At 59.0% G+C, this 17,045-nt stretch carries 16 protein-coding genes; 2 read left to right on the forward strand and 14 right to left on the reverse strand.

Features of this window, described 5'->3' with window-relative positions; all coding sequences use genetic code 11:
- Nucleotide 1: 1 nt before the first annotated feature.
- The 13 genes from lpxA to rpsB all read right to left on the reverse strand — a co-directional run bounded on the left by lpxA (nucleotide 2) and on the right by rpsB (nucleotide 12,829).
- Nucleotides 2-778 carry an acyl-ACP--UDP-N-acetylglucosamine O-acyltransferase gene (lpxA, locus tag N8H22_RS10655; protein WP_264590478.1) on the reverse strand — a complete coding sequence of 259 codons (777 nt, stop codon included), beginning with the start codon at nucleotides 776-778 and terminating at the stop codon, nucleotides 2-4.
- Nucleotides 775-1,215 carry a 3-hydroxyacyl-ACP dehydratase FabZ gene (fabZ, locus tag N8H22_RS10660; RefSeq protein ID WP_264590637.1) on the reverse strand — a complete coding sequence of 147 codons (441 nt, stop codon included), beginning with the start codon at nucleotides 1,213-1,215 and terminating at the stop codon, nucleotides 775-777. Before fabZ ends, lpxA begins: the two co-directional genes overlap by 4 nt.
- Before the next feature lie 100 nt (nucleotides 1,216-1,315).
- A complete protein-coding gene (gene lpxD, locus N8H22_RS10665) occupies nucleotides 1,316-2,374 on the reverse strand; it encodes a UDP-3-O-(3-hydroxymyristoyl)glucosamine N-acyltransferase (RefSeq protein WP_264590479.1) in 1,059 nt (352 codons plus the stop codon).
- Nucleotide 2,375: 1 nt separating this feature from the next.
- Nucleotides 2,376-2,879: an OmpH family outer membrane protein gene (locus N8H22_RS10670; protein WP_264590480.1), complete on the reverse strand. Its 504-nt coding sequence runs from the start codon at nucleotides 2,877-2,879 to the stop codon at nucleotides 2,376-2,378.
- Between the two features lie 48 nt (nucleotides 2,880-2,927).
- A complete protein-coding gene (bamA, locus tag N8H22_RS10675; protein WP_264590481.1) occupies nucleotides 2,928-5,258 on the reverse strand; it encodes an outer membrane protein assembly factor BamA in 2,331 nt (776 codons plus the stop codon).
- Between the two features lie 66 nt (nucleotides 5,259-5,324).
- Nucleotides 5,325-6,677 carry an RIP metalloprotease RseP gene (rseP, locus tag N8H22_RS10680; RefSeq protein ID WP_264590638.1) on the reverse strand — a complete coding sequence of 451 codons (1,353 nt, stop codon included), beginning with the start codon at nucleotides 6,675-6,677 and terminating at the stop codon, nucleotides 5,325-5,327.
- A 16-nt stretch (nucleotides 6,678-6,693) separates the two neighbouring features.
- Nucleotides 6,694-7,884 (reverse strand): 1-deoxy-D-xylulose-5-phosphate reductoisomerase, encoded by a 1,191-nt coding sequence (gene ispC, locus N8H22_RS10685; RefSeq protein ID WP_264590482.1) that lies wholly within the window; start codon nucleotides 7,882-7,884, stop codon nucleotides 6,694-6,696.
- Nucleotides 7,881-8,696, reverse strand: coding sequence for a phosphatidate cytidylyltransferase (locus tag N8H22_RS10690; RefSeq protein ID WP_264590483.1), 816 nt, complete (start codon nucleotides 8,694-8,696; stop codon nucleotides 7,881-7,883). Before N8H22_RS10690 ends, ispC begins: the two co-directional genes overlap by 4 nt.
- Nucleotides 8,690-9,451 (reverse strand): polyprenyl diphosphate synthase, encoded by a 762-nt coding sequence (gene uppS, locus N8H22_RS10695; protein ID WP_264590484.1) that lies wholly within the window; start codon nucleotides 9,449-9,451, stop codon nucleotides 8,690-8,692. The genes N8H22_RS10690 and uppS overlap by 7 nt, the downstream gene beginning before the upstream one ends.
- Nucleotides 9,452-9,601: 150 nt before the next feature.
- Nucleotides 9,602-10,159 carry a ribosome recycling factor gene (gene frr / locus N8H22_RS10700; RefSeq protein WP_264590485.1) on the reverse strand — a complete coding sequence of 186 codons (558 nt, stop codon included), beginning with the start codon at nucleotides 10,157-10,159 and terminating at the stop codon, nucleotides 9,602-9,604.
- Nucleotides 10,156-10,899 (reverse strand): UMP kinase, encoded by a 744-nt coding sequence (gene pyrH / locus N8H22_RS10705; RefSeq protein WP_264590486.1) that lies wholly within the window; start codon nucleotides 10,897-10,899, stop codon nucleotides 10,156-10,158. Before pyrH ends, frr begins: the two co-directional genes overlap by 4 nt.
- A 198-nt stretch (nucleotides 10,900-11,097) precedes the next feature.
- The gene (gene tsf / locus N8H22_RS10710; protein WP_264590487.1) at nucleotides 11,098-11,961 is read right to left on the reverse strand and encodes a translation elongation factor Ts; all 864 of its coding nucleotides are present in this window, start codon (nucleotides 11,959-11,961) and stop codon (nucleotides 11,098-11,100) included.
- Between the two features lie 124 nt (nucleotides 11,962-12,085).
- Nucleotides 12,086-12,829, reverse strand: a complete 744-nt coding sequence (gene rpsB, locus N8H22_RS10715) for a 30S ribosomal protein S2 (RefSeq protein WP_264590488.1) — start codon at nucleotides 12,827-12,829, stop codon at nucleotides 12,086-12,088.
- Between the two features lie 296 nt (nucleotides 12,830-13,125).
- Here rpsB and map point away from each other — a divergent pair, with 296 nt between their 5' ends.
- Nucleotides 13,126-13,908 (forward strand): type I methionyl aminopeptidase, encoded by a 783-nt coding sequence (gene map / locus N8H22_RS10720; protein WP_264590489.1) that lies wholly within the window; start codon nucleotides 13,126-13,128, stop codon nucleotides 13,906-13,908.
- Between the two features lie 39 nt (nucleotides 13,909-13,947).
- A complete protein-coding gene (locus N8H22_RS10725; RefSeq protein ID WP_264590490.1) occupies nucleotides 13,948-16,650 on the forward strand; it encodes a [protein-PII] uridylyltransferase in 2,703 nt (900 codons plus the stop codon).
- 58 nt (nucleotides 16,651-16,708) lie between these two features.
- Here N8H22_RS10725 and N8H22_RS10730 read toward each other — a convergent pair whose 3' ends face one another.
- Complete coding sequence (locus N8H22_RS10730; RefSeq protein WP_264590491.1) at nucleotides 16,709-17,038, reverse strand: Na+/H+ antiporter subunit G; 330 nt, start codon at nucleotides 17,036-17,038, stop codon at nucleotides 16,709-16,711.
- Nucleotides 17,039-17,045 lie beyond the last annotated feature (7 nt).

A 17,045-nucleotide genomic window follows, 5' to 3' on the forward strand; every position in this document is an offset into this window, starting at 1 on the left:
GTCAGCGGGTAATGCCGCGAGTGGAGGCCTGGATCGAGTCACGGAACATCGCCACCTCAGCGAACGTCCTGGCAGCCTCCGCCAGCTCGGCGAGCGCGGCCTCGACGGTCAACCCCTTGCGATAGACGACCTTGTAGGCACTGCGCAACGCATGGATCGTCTCGTCACTGAAACCGCGACGACGCATACCCTCGAAATTCATGCTACGGGCCTCGGCCGGATTGCCGAATACCGTAACGAACGCCGGAACGTCTTTGCCGATGGCTGTTCCCATACCGGAGAAACTGTGTGCTCCGATATGACAGAACTGGTGTACCAGCGTGTAGCCGGACAGGATCGCCCAATCGCCCACGTGCACATGGCCAGCCAGCGCTGTGTTGTTGACCAGAATGCAGTGATCGCCGATCACACTGTCATGCCCGATGTGCGCATAGGCCATGATCAGATTGTGATGGCCTATGGTCGTCTCGGAACGATCCTGCACGGTGCCACGATGAATCGTAACGCCTTCGCGGATCACGTTGTGGTCGCCGATCACCAGCCGCGTTGGCTCGCCCTTGTACTTGAGATCCGGCGTATCCTCGCCAACCGACGCAAACTGGTAGATCCGGTTGTGTCGGCCGATTCGGGTCGGCCCCTTGATGATCACGTGGGACGCGACCACCGTACCCTCACCTATTTCGACATCCGGCCCGATGATTGACCATGGCCCGATCTGGACGTCATCCGCCAGTCTTGCCCCTGGATCAACGATGGCGCGAGGGTCGATCAAACTCATAGTTTGCGTTCCGCACAGATGATTTCAGCCGAGCAAACCGGCTTGCCATCGACACTCGCCTGGCATTCGAACTTCCAGATACCGCGTTTTACGCTGATGAATCCGGCTTCGAGCACCAGCTGATCACCCGGCAGAACAGGCTGGCGAAAACGCAGTTTGTCGGAACCAACGAAGTAGTACAGCGTGCCATCGGAGGGCTTTGCCCCCATCATCTTGAATCCGAGCAAACCGGCAGCCTGAGCCATCGCTTCGATGATCAGCACCCCAGGCATAATCGGATGCTGCGGGAAATGACCATTGAAGAACGGCTCATTGATGGTTACGTTCTTGTAGGCGCGAATGCGCTTGGCGTCCGTGTCCAGCTCGACGACCCGATCGACCAGCAGGAACGGGTAGCGGTGAGGCAGGTATTCGCGAATCTCGTTGATGTCCATCATGTCAGGAAAGAGCCTGTAAATAAGTATGGGGGCCACCGATGTCCGCGCCACCGGCGCAGACAAGCTCTCACCCCTGAAAAACAGCGATCAGATAGATAGCTCAGGCATCAGAAGCCGCATCCCCGCTCTGGGTCACGGCAGCAAGGCGTTTTTCCAGTAGCTGCAGGCGACGCGCCATCTCATCCAGCTGGCGAATGCGCGCGGCACTCTTGCGCCAATCGGCGGCTGTCTGCATGGCTGTACCCGACGAATAGCTGCCGGGCTCGGTGATCGAACGCGTCACCATAGTCATCCCGGTCACGAATACGTTGTCGCAGACCTCAATATGACCAACCATCCCCACGCCGCCGGCAATCATGCAGTTGCGACCGATCTTGGTACTACCGGAAATGCCGGCACACCCAGCCATCGCCGTATTGTCACCAACCTGCACGTTGTGCGCGATCATGATCTGGTTGTCCAGCTTCACCCCATTGCCGATCACCGTGTCGGAAAGCGCGCCGCGGTCGATTGTAGTGTTGGAGCCGATTTCGACGTCATCACCGATACGCACGCCACCGATCTGCGCAATCTTCTGCCAGCTACCTTTCTCGTTGGCGAAACCGAAGCCCTCGCCGCCAATTACGGCACCGGCCTGTATGACAACGCGCTTGCCGATCTGTACGTCGTGGTACAGCGTGACCCTCGGCGCCAGCCGCCCACCTTCCCCTATACGGCTCCGTGCACCAATGAAACACTGCGCACCGATCACGACGTCCGGCCCAACCCATGCCCCCGTCTCGATGACGGCGTAGGCGCCGATGGATGCCGATGGGTCGACCTGCGCATCTGCGGCAATGATCGCAGTAGGATGGATGCCGACCGGCTCGGCTGGCCGCGTCTCAAACAGATGCGACGCCCGAGCATAGGCCAGATATGGGTTATCGATGATCAGCGCGGCCCCGGCAAAGCCTTCAGCGTCAGCCGGGGTCAGCAGTACCGCGCCCGCACGCGTTGCATCGAGGAATTTTCGATACTGGGCATTGGCCAGGAAAGACAACTGATGCACATCCGCGTCCTGCAAAGTTGCGAGACCGGAAATCGACTGATCGGAGTCCCCGCGCAGCGAAGCTCCCAGCAGCTCGGCCAACTGGCCGAGCGTATAGACGTTCGACGACATATCAGCGCAGCTGGTTCATGCGCTCGATAACCTGGCGGGTGATATCGAACTGCGGCTTCACATCGACCACCGCCCCGCGCTCGAACACCAGGTCGTAGTTGCCCTTCTTGATGACTTCCTCAACCGCCTGATCAAGCTTGGGTTTGAGCTGCTTGAGCATGTCACGGTCAGCTACGGCCTTCGCTTCGTTGAGCTCCTTGGATTGGAACTGGAAGTCACGCGCCTTTTGCTTGAATTCCAGTTCGAGACGCTCGCGCTCGGCCTGCTGCATTTTGTCGCCATCCTTGACCAGACGATCTTGGATGCGCTTGGCTTCGCTCTCCAGCGTCTTCAGCTTGCTCAGCTGGGGGCCGAACTTCTTCTCGGCATCCACCGCGTAACGCTTTGCGGCATCGGATTCGAGCAGGGCCATCTGGTAGTTCATAACCGCGATCTTCATCTCGGCGAACGCGGGAGTCGCCACCAGTGCGGCAACGACGAGGAACAGTTGAGTCAACTTACGCACGGTATACACCACTCCTGAAAGAAAGCACCGAAGCATGGCGCTGCAGCGTTAGAACGTTTGTCCCAACGAGAACTGAAAGACCTGAGTATCAGCTTCGTCCGGTTTAACCACCGGCATTGCCAGGCTGAAACTCAGCGGGCCCATGGCAGTGATCCAAGTCAGGCCGACACCTACCGAGCTGGCCATGTCGCCGAAATCGATGTCGCTGCAATTATCGGCCTCAGTCGGACAGTTGGTATCGAATACGTTACCAACATCCCAGAACAAGGAAGTCCGCAGCGAGCGCTGGTCCTTGACGAAGGGCATCGGGAACAACACCTCCAGACCACCCTGCATCAGCACGTTACCACCGAAAGGGAGCTCATCCTGATCCGGGTCAGCCGGATTGGGGGTGCTGCGGGGGCCCAGGCTGCTGTCCTCGAAACCACGAACGGAATTGAACCCACCGGCGTAATAATGCTCGTAGAACGGCAGGCGCGAAGTCGAACCATAGGCATCGCCATAGCCAAGACGCGTATGCATACGCAAGGTGTAGTCCTTGCTCATCGGTACAAACAACTGGCCGTTATAGTCGAGCTTGTAGAACGACAGATCGCTGCCCGGGATGGTGCTTTCGAAGACCAGGCTCTGTGAATGACCACGCGTGGCCAGCACGCCACGGTTCAGCGTCGACTCGGACCAACCCACCGACGCCTTGAAGTTCAGATAGTCATCCCCCTCTTCGTCGATGAAGTCGTAGATCTCTTGGACCGTGTAGGTCCCGGTATCGACGCTATCCTGTTGTACCGACAAGCCAAACGAGAGACGCGACGTCTCACTGATCGGATAACCGATATTGACACCACCACCCAGGCTATCGACCGAATAGCTCGAGATGTCGTAATCCAGTTCATCGTAATCGGTGGTGCGGTAGAAGGCGTTGTAGCCCAGGCTGACGCCATCTTCAGTCCAGTAGGGATCAACGAAGCCAAAGTTATAGCGCGACTGATACTCGCTGCGAGTCAGACCAAGCGACACGCGGTTGCCGGTGCCGAGAAAGTTGTTCTGGCTGATCGAACCACCAAGGATCAAACCGGCATTCTGGGCGAAGCCAACGCTCGCCATGATCGAACCGGAGGGTTGCTCCTCGACGCTGTAGTTCACGTCGATCTGATCATCGGTTCCCGGCACCTGAGGCGTCTCGACATTGACCTCTTTGAAGAAGCCCAACCGTTCGAGCCGAGTCTTCGACTGATCGATCAGATAGGTTGAGGCCCAGCCACCTTCCATCTGGCGCATTTCGCGACGTAACACCTCGTCTTCGGTCTTGGTGTTGCCGCGAAAATTGATGCGATTGACGTACGCGCGATTGCCCGGATCGACTACGAAAGTTATCGAAACGGTGTTGTCCTCATCGTGCGCTTCCGGCACACCGTTGACGTTGGCGAAGGTATAGCCCTCGTTCCCCAGCCGCCGCGTGATCAGCTCGGAGGTAGTGGTCATCACCTTGCGGGAAAAGACCTGCCCTTCCTTGGCCAGCAACAGCGCCTCGATGTCTTGCTGCGGCACCTTTAAATCACCGCTGAGCTTGACGTCACGCACGGTATACCGCTCACCCTCGGCGATATTCACCGTGACATAGACATCCTTCTTATCCGGAGTAATGGACACCTGCGTGGAGGTGATGTCCATATTGATGTAGCCACGATCCAAGTAATAGGAACGTAACCGCTCCAGATCGCCGGACAGTTTTTCCCGAGCATATTTGTCGTCGTTCCTGAAAAACGACAACCAGTTGGTTGTCTTCAGCTCGAACAGGTCGATCAGGTCCTCATCGGGGAAAACCGTGTTGCCAACCACGTTGATGTGTTTGATTGCAGCGACTGAACCTTCGTTGATCTTGATCTTCAGCGCCACGCGATTACGGGGCTGAGCGACCACTTCCGTATCGATAGTTGCCGAGTACCGGCCTTGCGCAACGTACTGGCGCTGCAGTTCGTTGCGTACGCCCTCCAGCGTGGCCCGCTGGAAGATTTCGCCCTCGGCAAGACCTGACTGCTGTAGGCCGGAGAGCAGGTCCTCGGTTTTGATTGCCTTGTTACCCTCGATCTCGATGCCGGAAATCGACGGACGCTCGACGACACTGACAACCAGCACGTTACCCTCACGACCGAGCTGGATGTCTTGGAAGAAACCGGTCTTGAACAGTGCGCGGGTTGCTTCTACCAGGCGACTGTCGTCTGCAGCGTCGCCGACGTTCAAAGGCAAGGCGCCGAACACGCTACCGGCGGAAACCCGCTGCAAGCCATTGACCCGGATGTCGGAGATAGTGAAGGACTCAGCGTGAACTTCGGCAATCATCAACGCGGAAATTACCGCAGGTAGCAGCAGACGTTTCATGAAGTCCTTTCTTATTCAACCTGATAAATGAACTCGCGCTTGGCGCGGCGATTACGGAATTCGGCGTTACAAACGGCCAATATCGTTGACCAGCGCCAGCAGCATCACCCCGACAACCAGACTGATGCCGATCTGAACCCCCCACCCTTGAACCCTTTCCGACAAGGGTCGCCCTCGGGCCCACTCGATCAAATAGAAGAGCAAGTGCCCCCCATCGAGCACTGGAATAGGCAGAAGATTGAGAACCCCCAGACTAATGCTCAGGTAGGCGAGGAAATTCAGAAAATCGCCCAATCCCGACTGAGCAGAAGCGCCGGCCACTTTAGCAATGGTTATCGGGCCACTCAAGTTTTTTACCGACAGCTCCCCGAAGAGCATTTTCTTTAACGAATCCAGAGTCAGCAGACTCATTGCCCAGGTTCGCTTGAGACCCTCGCCCACCGCCTCGACAGGCCCGAAGCTTACTTCGCGTAACATTTCGACAGGCCAGTCACCTGCCGCGACGCCGGCGCCGAGGTAACCACGAGCACCTGCGCCCTCCCCTCGTTCAGCCAAAGTAACTGCAACCTCGCGCTGCTGGCCGGATCGCTCGACAGTCAGCACGACCGCCGCGCCCGGTAGCCGCTGGACCTCTTCGATGACCTGTTGCCAGTCGCCCAAGGGACGCTGATTTAGACTCAGTAGACGATCACCCAAACGAATACCGGCAGCCTGTGCCGGACCGTCTGGATCGAGCTGCGCAATGATCGGGGCCACCTGCGGACGCCAGGGACGAATGCCCAACGCACCGATCGGATCCGGCTCCTCGACACCCCTCAACCACTCACGCAATGCAATCTGCCGATGCAGATCCTGGGAAGAACCCAACTCGCGCACCGTCAGATCCAGATGACCACTTTCGCCAAGGCGTCGGACCAACTGGAGATTGACTTCACCCCAACCCGCAACCGGCTTGCCATTAACGGCGACAATTTCCTGATCCGCTACCAGCCCGGCCTGTGCCGCAAGACTACCGCGCTCGACGGCACCGATCACCGGCCGCACCTGCTCGCTACCAAGCATCGCGAGCAACCAGAAGAACAGCAGGGCAAGCATGAAGTTGGCGAGAGGTCCGGCGGAAACGATCGCGAAACGCTGACGTACCGACTTGCGATTGAACGCATTGTCGAGCAATGACTCCGGCACGTCGCCTTCCCGCTCGTCGAGCATCTTGACGTAACCACCCAGAGGAATGGCGGCTATCACGAATTCCGTACCCTGGCGATCGGACCAACGCAACAGCGGACTACCGAAACCAACCGAGAAGCGCAGGACTTTGACGCCACAACGTCGCGCCACCCAGAAATGGCCGAACTCGTGGAACGTGACCAGCACCCCAAGCGCGACCAAGGTGCCAACTATCATGTAAAGCGCGCTCATCATAGAGCCCTCCAGGCTAACGCCCGTGGCGATCGAGCCAGGAGTCGGCCAGAACCCGAGCCCGCCGATCCGCCGTCAGCACATCTTCAAGACAGCGAGCCGGAACCGACGCCTCGCAATTCAACACATCGCCGATGATACTCGCGATCTCGGTGAAGCGGATGCGCCGCTCGAGAAACGCCTCGACGGCAACCTCGTTCGCCGCGTTGAGCATGGCTGGACTGGTCCCTCCCACCTCTGCCGCTTGGCGCGCCAAACGCAGGCAAGGAAAACGCTCCTCGTCAGGTGCCTGAAAATCAAGTCGACCGACGCGCAGCAGGTCGAGCGCCGAAACACCGGATTCGATTCGCTCCGGCCAGGCCAGTGCATGAGCAATAGGCGTGCGCATATCCGGATTACCCAACTGCGCAAGCACCGAACCATCCACGTAGTCGACCATGGAATGAATCACGCTCTGGGGATGCACCACCACCTCAACCTGTTCGGGCTTGGCATCGAACAACCAGCACGCCTCGATCAACTCCAGCCCCTTGTTCATCATGCTGGCAGAGTCGACCGAAATCTTACGCCCCATCGACCAGTTCGGATGTGCACAGGCTTGTTCAGGCGTGACACTTTCAAGATCAACCAGCGGCAGCTCGCGGAACGGCCCACCGGAAGCTGTCAGCAGAATGCGGCGGACGCCTACCTCCGCCATCCCGCGCGCATAATCGCTCGGCAGGCACTGGAAAATCGCATTGTGCTCGCTGTCGATCGGCAGCAGCACTGCATCACTGTCGCGCAGCGCCTGCATGAAAAGCCCGCCAGACATCACCAGCGCTTCCTTGTTGGCAAGCAGGACCCGCTTGCCAGCCTGCACGGCAGACAGCGTCGGTCGCAGCCCCGCAGCCCCAACAATAGCCGCCATTACCACATCCGCCTCGGGATGCGCAGCAACCTCGCATAAGCCGCCTTCGCCAGCGAGGACCTGTGTAGTCAGACCATCGAGGGACAATTGCGCCTGCAGCGAACGAGCCTGCACCTCATCGGCAACGACGGCATAGCGCGGCCGATGCGCCAGACACACCTTGTACAACTCAGCGACGCGCGAGAACGCGGTCACGGCGAAAACCTGGTAACGCCGAGGGTGGCGAGCCACCACATCGAGGGTACTCAAGCCGATCGAGCCGGTGGCACCCAGCACGGTTATCTGCAGGGGCCGACTCACCAGACACCCCATCCGGCAAGCCACAGCAATACGGCGAACAGCGGAATCGCGGCGGTGAGGCTATCGATGCGGTCCATCACCCCACCGTGACCGGGCAGCAGCTGGCTACTGTCCTTGATTCCGGCATTGCGCTTGAACATGCTTTCGGTCAAATCCCCGATCACGGAGACCAGCACCACCAGCGCCGCCCCAAGCAGGGCCAGCACCAGTTCCCGGGAGCTCCAGCCTCGATAGAGACCGACCGCCAAGGTAAGGGCCAGACTGGTCAACAAACCGCCGACAAGCCCCTCCCAGCTTTTGCCCGGACTGACCGCCGGTGCCAACTTGCGCCGACCGAACGACTTGCCGGAAAAATAGGCACCGATGTCGGCCGCCCACACCAGCACCATCACGCCAAGGATGAGCCAGTTGCCGGAGGGCCACTGCTTTAGGATCACCAGCGCCTGCCAAGCCGGCAGCAGAATTAGCAGCCCGATCAACAAACTTCCATACGCGCCACCCCAGAAGCGGCTGCTCGCGGGATAGCCGAGCACCAGCGCGGTCGCGGCCATCCACCAAAACACCGCCGCAGTCAGCAACCACGGTGCCAACCCCGGAAGTCGGTAAAGCACAACCAGTAGCAACGCAACGAACGCGGCATATGCCACTCGTACCGACTGATCACTGAAGCCAGCCAACCGGGCCCATTCCCAAGCGCCCAGCGTGACGACCAGACCGATGAACAGGGCAAAAGCAATGCCGTCGAGCAGGAAGAACCCGACAATCGCAGTGGGCAGCAAAATGGCCGCCGTGATGATTCGCTGCTTCAGCATTCAGCCTTGACCTCGCTTTCCACCTGCTCGCCGGTCTTGCCAAAACGACGCTGGCGCGAAGCAAAGTCGACCAGGGCGCGACGCATCGCCTGATGCTTGAAGTCGGGCCAAAAGAGGTCGGAGAAATACAGCTCAGCATAAGCCAGCTGCCACAATAGAAAGTTGCTGATACGTCGCTCGCCGCCAGTACGGATACACAGATCGGGAAGCGGCATATCACCGGTGGCAAGATAACTCTGGAACAGAGCTGGAGTGATCTCGTCAGGGCTCAACCGACCGGCCTGCGCCTCCTGAACCATCCGCCGGGTCGCCTGGAGTATGTCCCACTGCCCACCGTAGTTGGCCGCCACCTGCAGAACGAAACGCTGATTATGAGCGGTCATCGTCTCAACTTCGCGCATGGCGGCCTGCAGTTCGGGATGAAAGCGTGAGCGATCGCCGATGATACGCAAACTGATGCCATTCTCGTTCAGCTTCCGCGCTTCACGTCGCAGAGCCATGAGAAACAGCTCCATCAGCGCCCCGACCTCATCAGCGGGGCGCTGCCAGTTCTCACTGGAGAAGGCGAACAGGGTCAGTACCTCCACACCAGATTCGGCACACACCTCAATGACGGCACGCACCGCGTCGACACCGGCCTTGTGTCCAGCCACACCGGGCAACAAGCGTCTCTTTGCCCAGCGGTTATTGCCATCCATGATGATCGCCACGTGACGGGGGATATTCCGCCCGGCAATCTGCCTGACCTTTTCCATCAAACAACTCTACTTGCGCTGAAACACGCTTCGAACGATGAGAGGGCGCGGCGAAACACCGGCCGAATGCATCGGTTTGACTGCGGTGCCCGGCTGCGGTTTCGTTCAACCTTGCCGAGCACTGCCTCATCTGCACGCGCTGAAGGCGGATTACACCGCCATCAGGTCGCTTTCCTTAGCTTCCAACGCCTTGTCGATTTCCGCGACAAACTTGTCGGTCAGTTTCTGCACATCGTCCTGCCCGCGACGCTCCTCGTCCTCGCTGATCTCCTTTTCCTTCACCAGATCCTTGAGCTGCGCGATCGCATCACGACGGATATTGCGCACTGCCACCCGGGCGTTTTCCGCCTCGGCACGCGCCTGCTTGGTGTAGCCCTTGCGAGTTTCTTCAGTCAGCGCCGGCATGGGGACCCGGATAGTGGTTCCCGCAGTCGCGGGATTCAGCCCGAGATCGGAGGTCATGATCGCCTTCTCGACCGCCTGGATCATGCTTTTGTCGAACACGGTCAAGGCGAGGGTACGAGAATCCTCGGCGACCACGTTGGCGACCTGCCGCAGCGGTGTATCGGCACCGTAATAAGACACCATCACGCTATCGAGGATGCTCGGGTGAGCACGACCGGTGCGAATTTTGGCGAACGCATGATCCAGCGCCTCCAAGGTCTTCTTCATGCGCTCCTGCGCGTCTTGCTTGATCTCATTGATCATTCGTTCGATTCCTCGATCAGTGTTCCCTCGGCGCCCCCAAGCACGATGTTCAGCAGGGCACCAGGTTTATTCATATTGAAGACGCGCAGTGGCATGTTGTGGTCGCGACACAGACAAATCGCGGTAAGGTCCATGACGCCCAACTTGCGGTCGAGCACGTCATCATAAGTCAACTCCGCGAACTTCTCGGCGTTTGGATCCTTGAAAGGGTCGGCCGTGTAGACGCCGTCCACCTTGGTCGCCTTGAGCACCACATCCGCCTGGATTTCGATGGCGCGCAAGCAGGCAGCCGAATCGGTTGTGAAGAACGGATTGCCGGTCCCAGCGGAGAAAATCACCACTTCACCGGACTTGAGGTGGCGCATGGCCTTGCGGCGATCGTAATGATCGGTCACACCGACCATCGAGATGGCGGACATCACCAGCGCTGGGATATTCGAGCGCTCCAGCGCATCGCGCATGGCCAGGGCGTTCATAACTGTCGCCAGCATACCCATGTGGTCGCCGGTAACGCGATCCATGCCGGCGGCGGAAAGTGCGGCACCCCGGAACAGGTTCCCGCCACCGATAACCAAGCCAACCTCCACGCCGATGCCGACCAACTGGCCGACTTCCAGCGCCATACGATCCAACACCTTGGGATCGATGCCGAAGTCCTCGGAGCCCATCAGAGCTTCGCCACTCAGTTTGAGCAGAATGCGTTTATAGCGAGGATTGCGTGCACTCATCTGCTGAGCCATTGGCATGTGTCTCCTGCGGCGTTCAAATGACTAAATTGATTGGCCAGACAAAAAAATAATCTGCGCTAGGACACTGCAAATGTCGTTTGGTGCCCGGCGATGACTATAGCGTGACAAAAAAAACAATTCGCGTGCCCATTCTGACAAAGAGGCCGCGCGCGTGAGCGGGCAGCCTCTTTTGGGGACAGCGAAACCGAGTTACTGCTTGCTAGCCGCAACCTGCGCAGCCACTTCGGCAGCAAAGTCAACCTCGGCCTTCTCGATACCCTCACCCACTTCGTAGCGGATAAAGGACACGATCTCGGCGCCGGCTTTCTTGGCCAGGTCACCGACCTTGACTTCCGGATCCTTGACGAACGGCTGCTCAACCAGGCTGGCCTCGGCCAGGAACTTGTTGATGCGCCCCTTGATCATGTTCTCGACAATGTTTTCCGGCTTGCCGGCGATCTTATCGGCATTCAGCTGCAGGAAAATTTCCTTTTCCTTGGCGACCAGCTCGTCAGAAACGTCCGCCGGACTGAGCACAGCGGGATTGCTGGCAGCCACGTGCATGGCGATGTCCTTGGCCAGCTCTGCGTCGCCACCCTTCAGGGTAACCAGTACGCCAATGCGGTTGCCGTGCAGGTAGGCGCCGACCACATCGCCCTCGACCGAGGTCAGACGACGAATATTGACGTTCTCACCGCACTTGGCGACCAGGGCTTCGCGTGCGGATTCACGGGATGCGATCAGCGGAGCGACATCAGTCAGCTTCTGCTCGAAGGCTTCATCCAGGCTGTCCTTGACGAACGCCTTGAAGTCGTCCTGCAGAGCGAGGAAGTCGGTCTGCGAGTTAACTTCGATGATCATGCCACGACCACCCTCGACACGAACGGCGATGGATCCTTCCGCCGCAATGTTGCCGGACTTCTTGGCAGCCTTGATGGCGCCGGAGGCGCGCATGTCGTCGATGGCCTTTTCAATGTCGCCACCAGCAGCAACCAGTGCTTTCTTGCACTCCATCATGCCCTGACCGGTACGCTCGCGCAGTTCTTTGACCAGCGCTGCAGTGATTTCTGCCATGTTAGGAATCCTCTCGATTGGTTTCTAACCACTCGCCCGACAGCACGGACGATCAATTCGGAAGTGGCAAAAAGGGGGCCTAGCCCCCTTTTTGTCCATCGGGTATCACGCTAGGGCGCCGTACTCAGCCTTGAGCGGCTTCGGAAGCGACTTCCTCGACGAACTCATCGGCGCCGCCGACACCAGCATTCTGGCGACCGCGCAGGACAGCGTCAGCCATCGAGCCCAAGTAGAGTTGCACGGCGCGGATGGCGTCATCATTACCGGGGATGATGTAATCAACACCTTCCGGGCTGCTGTTGGTATCGACGATGCCGATAACCGGGATGCCCAGCTTGTTGGCTTCGGAAATGGCGATGCGCTCATGATCAACGTCGATGACGAACATGGCGTCCGGCAGACCGCCCATATCCTTGATACCGCCCAGACTGCGCTCAAGCTTCTCGAGATCGCGAGTGCGCATCAGAGCTTCTTTCTTGGTCAGCTTGTCGAAGGTACCGTCCTGAGACTGGCCTTCCAGCTCACGCAGACGCTTGATCGAAGCGCGAATGGTCTTGTAGTTGGTCAGCATGCCGCCCAACCAACGGTGATCGACATACGGAGAACCGCAACGAGCGGCTTCTTCGCGAACGATCTTGCCCGCGGAACGCTTGGTGCCGACGAACAGGATCTTGTTCTTGCCAGCGGCCAGCTTTTCAACGAAACGCAGGGCGTCGTTGAACATCGGCAGGGTTTTTTCCAGGTTGATGATATGAATCTTGTTGCGCGCGCCGAAAATGTACTTATCCATTTTCGGGTTCCAGTAACGGGTCTGGTGGCCGAAGTGCACACCGGCCTTCAGCATATCGCGCATGGTGACTTGAGACATGATACGTCCTCGAATAAGTCGGGTTAGGCCTCCACGCGTCCCGGATATCCAACTCTTTCGAGCACCCAGGATACCGTGCCGACGCGTGTGTGAGTTAAGCGCAACAGAGCGTCCCCGTTGAGCGGCGCGTTTTATAGCATAGAAGCCCGCACCAAGCTATAGCCGATCGCTGTTCAGTCACCGCCCGCCACAGACTTTTCCCGCGACGATCGGGAGGCAGTCTGCAGCCTGGCGGGCTTTGGTTTATCATCGCGCCTTCCGATTTTGCCTTGCGCCGGTGGCGCCAAGAGGTTTGCATGACCGTTACTCTCAAGACGCCCGAAGACATCGAAAAAATGCGCATCGCCGGCCGGCTTGCCGCCGAAGTGCTGGAAATGATCGAAGAACACGTGAAAGCGGGCGTCACCACTGATGAACTGGATCGCATCTGCCACGACTATATCGTCAACGTGCAGCAGGCGATCCCGGCACCGCTCAACTACAAAGGTTTCCCCAAGTCGATCTGCACGTCGCTGAACCATGTCGTCTGCCACGGCATTCCCAACGACAAGCCGCTAAAGGATGGCGACATCCTCAACATCGACATCACCGTGATCAAGGACGGCTACCACGGCGACACCAGCAAGATGTTTGTCGTCGGCCAAGTACCCGAGTGGGCCGAGCGACTGTGCAAGGTCACCCAGGAGTGCCTATATAAAGGTATCGAGATGGTCCGCCCTGGTACGCGCCTGGGCGATATCGGCGAAGCAATTCAGAAACACGCCGAGAAGAACGGCTTCTCCGTAGTGCGCGAGTACTGCGGCCATGGCATCGGCAAGGTCTTTCATGAGGAGCCGCAGGTGCTGCACTACGGCCGCGCCGGCACTGGCCTGGAACTCAAGGAAGGCATGACCTTCACCATCGAGCCGATGATCAACCAGGGACGTGCGGATACCCGCCTGCTCGGTGACGGCTGGACGGCAATCACCAAGGACCGCAAGCTCTCCGCGCAATGGGAGCACACCATTCTGGTGACCGCTACCGGCTACGAGATCTTCACCCTACGCCGCGACGACACCATCGCACGCACCTCCGCCTGACCCTCTACCACTCGATTCGCGGCATCAAGGGGATTTCGCATGCCTCAGGTTGATCCAGAGCTGTTCGATCGCAGCCAGTTCCAGGCCGAACTGGCGCTCAAGGCCAGCCCTATTGCCGCATTCAAGAAGGCGATCCGCCAGGCCCGCGAGGTGCTCGACAGCCGCTTCAAAGCCGGACGAGACATTCGCCGGCTGATCGAGGATCGAGCCTGGTTCACCGATCAGATCCTGCGCGCCGCCTGGTCCCGGTTCGACTGGGACAAAGGCGCGGATATCGCCCTAGTTGCGGTAGGCGGTTATGGCCGCGGCGAGCTACACCCCTACTCCGACATCGATCTGCTGATCCTACTCGACGACAGCGACCATGAGATGTTTCGCGTTTCGATCGAAGGTTTTCTTACCCTGCTCTGGGATATCGGCCTGGAAGTAGGGCAAAGCGTGCGGTCGGTCGCCGAATGCGCCGAAGAAGCTCGCGCCGACCTCACCGTCATTACGAACCTGATGGAAAGCCGGACCATTGCCGGCCCGGAACGTCTGCGCAAGAAGATGCTGGAAGTCACCAGCCCCGAGCAGATGTGGCCGAGCAAGGATTTCTTCCTGGCTAAACGCACCGAGCAGCGCCTGCGCCACTCCAAGTACAACAACACCGAGTACAACCTGGAGCCCAACGTGAAGCGCTCGCCCGGCGGCCTGCGCGATATACAGACTATTCTCTGGATCGCCCGGCGGCAGTTCGGCACGCTCAACCTGCAGGCAATGGTCGACCAGGGTTTCCTCACCGAGGGCGAGCACAGTCTTCTGACCGCCGCCCAGGCGTTTCTGTGGAAGGTTCGCTATGGCCTGCACATGCTCGCCGGGCGAGCCGAGGACCGTCTGCTGTTCGATCACCAACGTACGCTGGCCGCCTTGCTCGGCTATGAGGACAGCGATGCCAAGCTGGCCATCGAACGCTTCATGCAGAAGTACTACCGCGTGGTGATGAGCATCGCCGAGCTGAGCGACCTGGTCGGTCAGCACTTCGCAGAGGTCATTCTCTGGGAGGGCGATTCCAGCCCGAGCACCCCGCTCAACAGCCGTTTCCTGGTACGCGACGGCTTTCTCGAAGTCAGCAATCCATCGATTTTCAAACGCACGCCGTTTGCCATCTTGGAAACCTTCGTGCTTCTGGCCCAGCATTCAGAAATACAGGGCGTGCGCGCCAACACGATCCGCCTGTTACGAGATCACCGCTACCTGATCGACGACGACTTTCGCGGCGATCTCCGCAATACCAGCCTGTTCATCGAACTGTTCAAGTGCAAGGAAGGCATCCACCGCAATCTGCGCCGGATGAACCGTTACGGAATCCTCGGCCGCTATCTCCCGGAATTCGGCCACATCGTCGGACAGATGCAGCACGACCTGTTCCACATTTATACCGTCGACGCCCATACGCTCAATGTCATCAAGTATCTGCGCAAGCTCAGCAAGCCGGGCGTTGCCGAGAAGTACCCACTGGCCAGCAAGCTGGTCGAGCGTCTGCCCAAACCAGAGCTGATCTATATCGCGGGCCTCTACCATGACATCGCCAAGGGCCGCGGCGGCGACCATTCCGAGCTTGGAGCCGTCGATGCCGAGCAGTTCTGCGAGCGCCACAAGCTGCCCGCCTGGGATACCCAGCTGGTCGTCTGGCTGGTGCAGAATCACCTGGTGATGTCCACCACAGCGCAGCGCAAGGACCTCTCCGACCCGCAGGTGATCAACGACTTCGCTCAACAAGTGGGCGACGAAACACATCTGGATTATCTGTACGTGCTGACCGTGGCGGACATCAACGCGACAAACCCAACGCTATGGAACTCTTGGCGGGCCAGCCTGCTACGGCAGCTGTATACCGAAACCAAGCGCGCGCTCAAACGTGGGCTGGAAAATCCGCTCGGACGCGAAGAGCAGATCCGCCAGACTCAGCGTGCGGCGCTCGACGATCTCGTGCGCAACGGCACGGATCCAGACGATGCGGAGCAGCTCTGGGCACAGCTGGGCGACGATTACTTCATGCGCCATACGGCCAGCGACGTGGCCTGGCATACCGAAGCAATCATCGAGCATGCGAACGACGGCGGCCCACTGGTGCTGATCAAGGAAACTACCCAGCGGGAATTCGAGGGTGGTACGCAGATCTTCATTTACGCGCCCGACCAACACGACTTCTTTGCTGTGACGGTGGCGGCTATGGATCAGCTCAACTTGAACATCCATGACGCGCGCATCATCACCTCGAGCAGCCAGTTCACCCTCGATACCTACATCGTGCTCGATGCCGATGGCACCCCGATCGGCGACAATCCCGAGCGCATCGAGGAGATACGCCAGGGGCTGATTGACGCGCTGCGCAACCCCGACGAATACCTGACAATCATCCAGCGGCGGGTGCCGCGCCAGCTAAAGCACTTCGCCTTTCCGCCGCAGGTCACCATTCACAACGATACCCAGCGCCCCCAAACCATCATCGAGATCATCGCACCGGATCGACCAGGCCTGCTGGCACGTGTGGGACAACTGTTCCTCGACTTCGACCTGTCGGTGCAAAATGCCAAGATCGCCACGCTGGGCGAACGGGTGGAGGACGTGTTCTTCGTCACCAACGCCGATAACCAGCCGCTATCCGACCCGCAGTTCTGCACCCAGCTGCAACAAGCGCTGATTGCTCAGCTGCAGCAGGAAAACGAGCATCAGCCATCACCGAGCAGCTTCATCATCTGATCAGCAAGTCGCGCACGAGTGAACCTGTGCGGCAGCGCGTCAACTACCTTCGCCACCCTTACTCCCAGGGCTTGCCGCGGGTCTTATCGATGCAGGGCAGCTTCTGCTGCATGGCCGCCTTGGCCAGGATGTGCGCACTCACCGGCGCAGTAAGGAAAAGGAACAGAGTGATTAGCAGCTCGTGCGTGCTCAACCCCTCGGTCCGGCTGCCAAAGAAGATCATCGATGCGATGACGATACCGCCGACACCCAGTGTTGTCGCCTTGGTTGGCCCGTGCAGGCGCGTGAAGAAATCGGGCAAGCGGTATAGACCGATCGCGCCGACCAGCGCAAAGAGACTGCCTACTATCAGAAAAATGCTTACCAGCAACTCGATCCAGAAAGGCATTTGCACT

The sequence above is a fragment of the Stutzerimonas sp. S1 genome, assembly GCF_025966695.1.
In the GTDB taxonomy this organism is placed as follows: domain Bacteria; phylum Pseudomonadota; class Gammaproteobacteria; order Pseudomonadales; family Pseudomonadaceae; genus Stutzerimonas.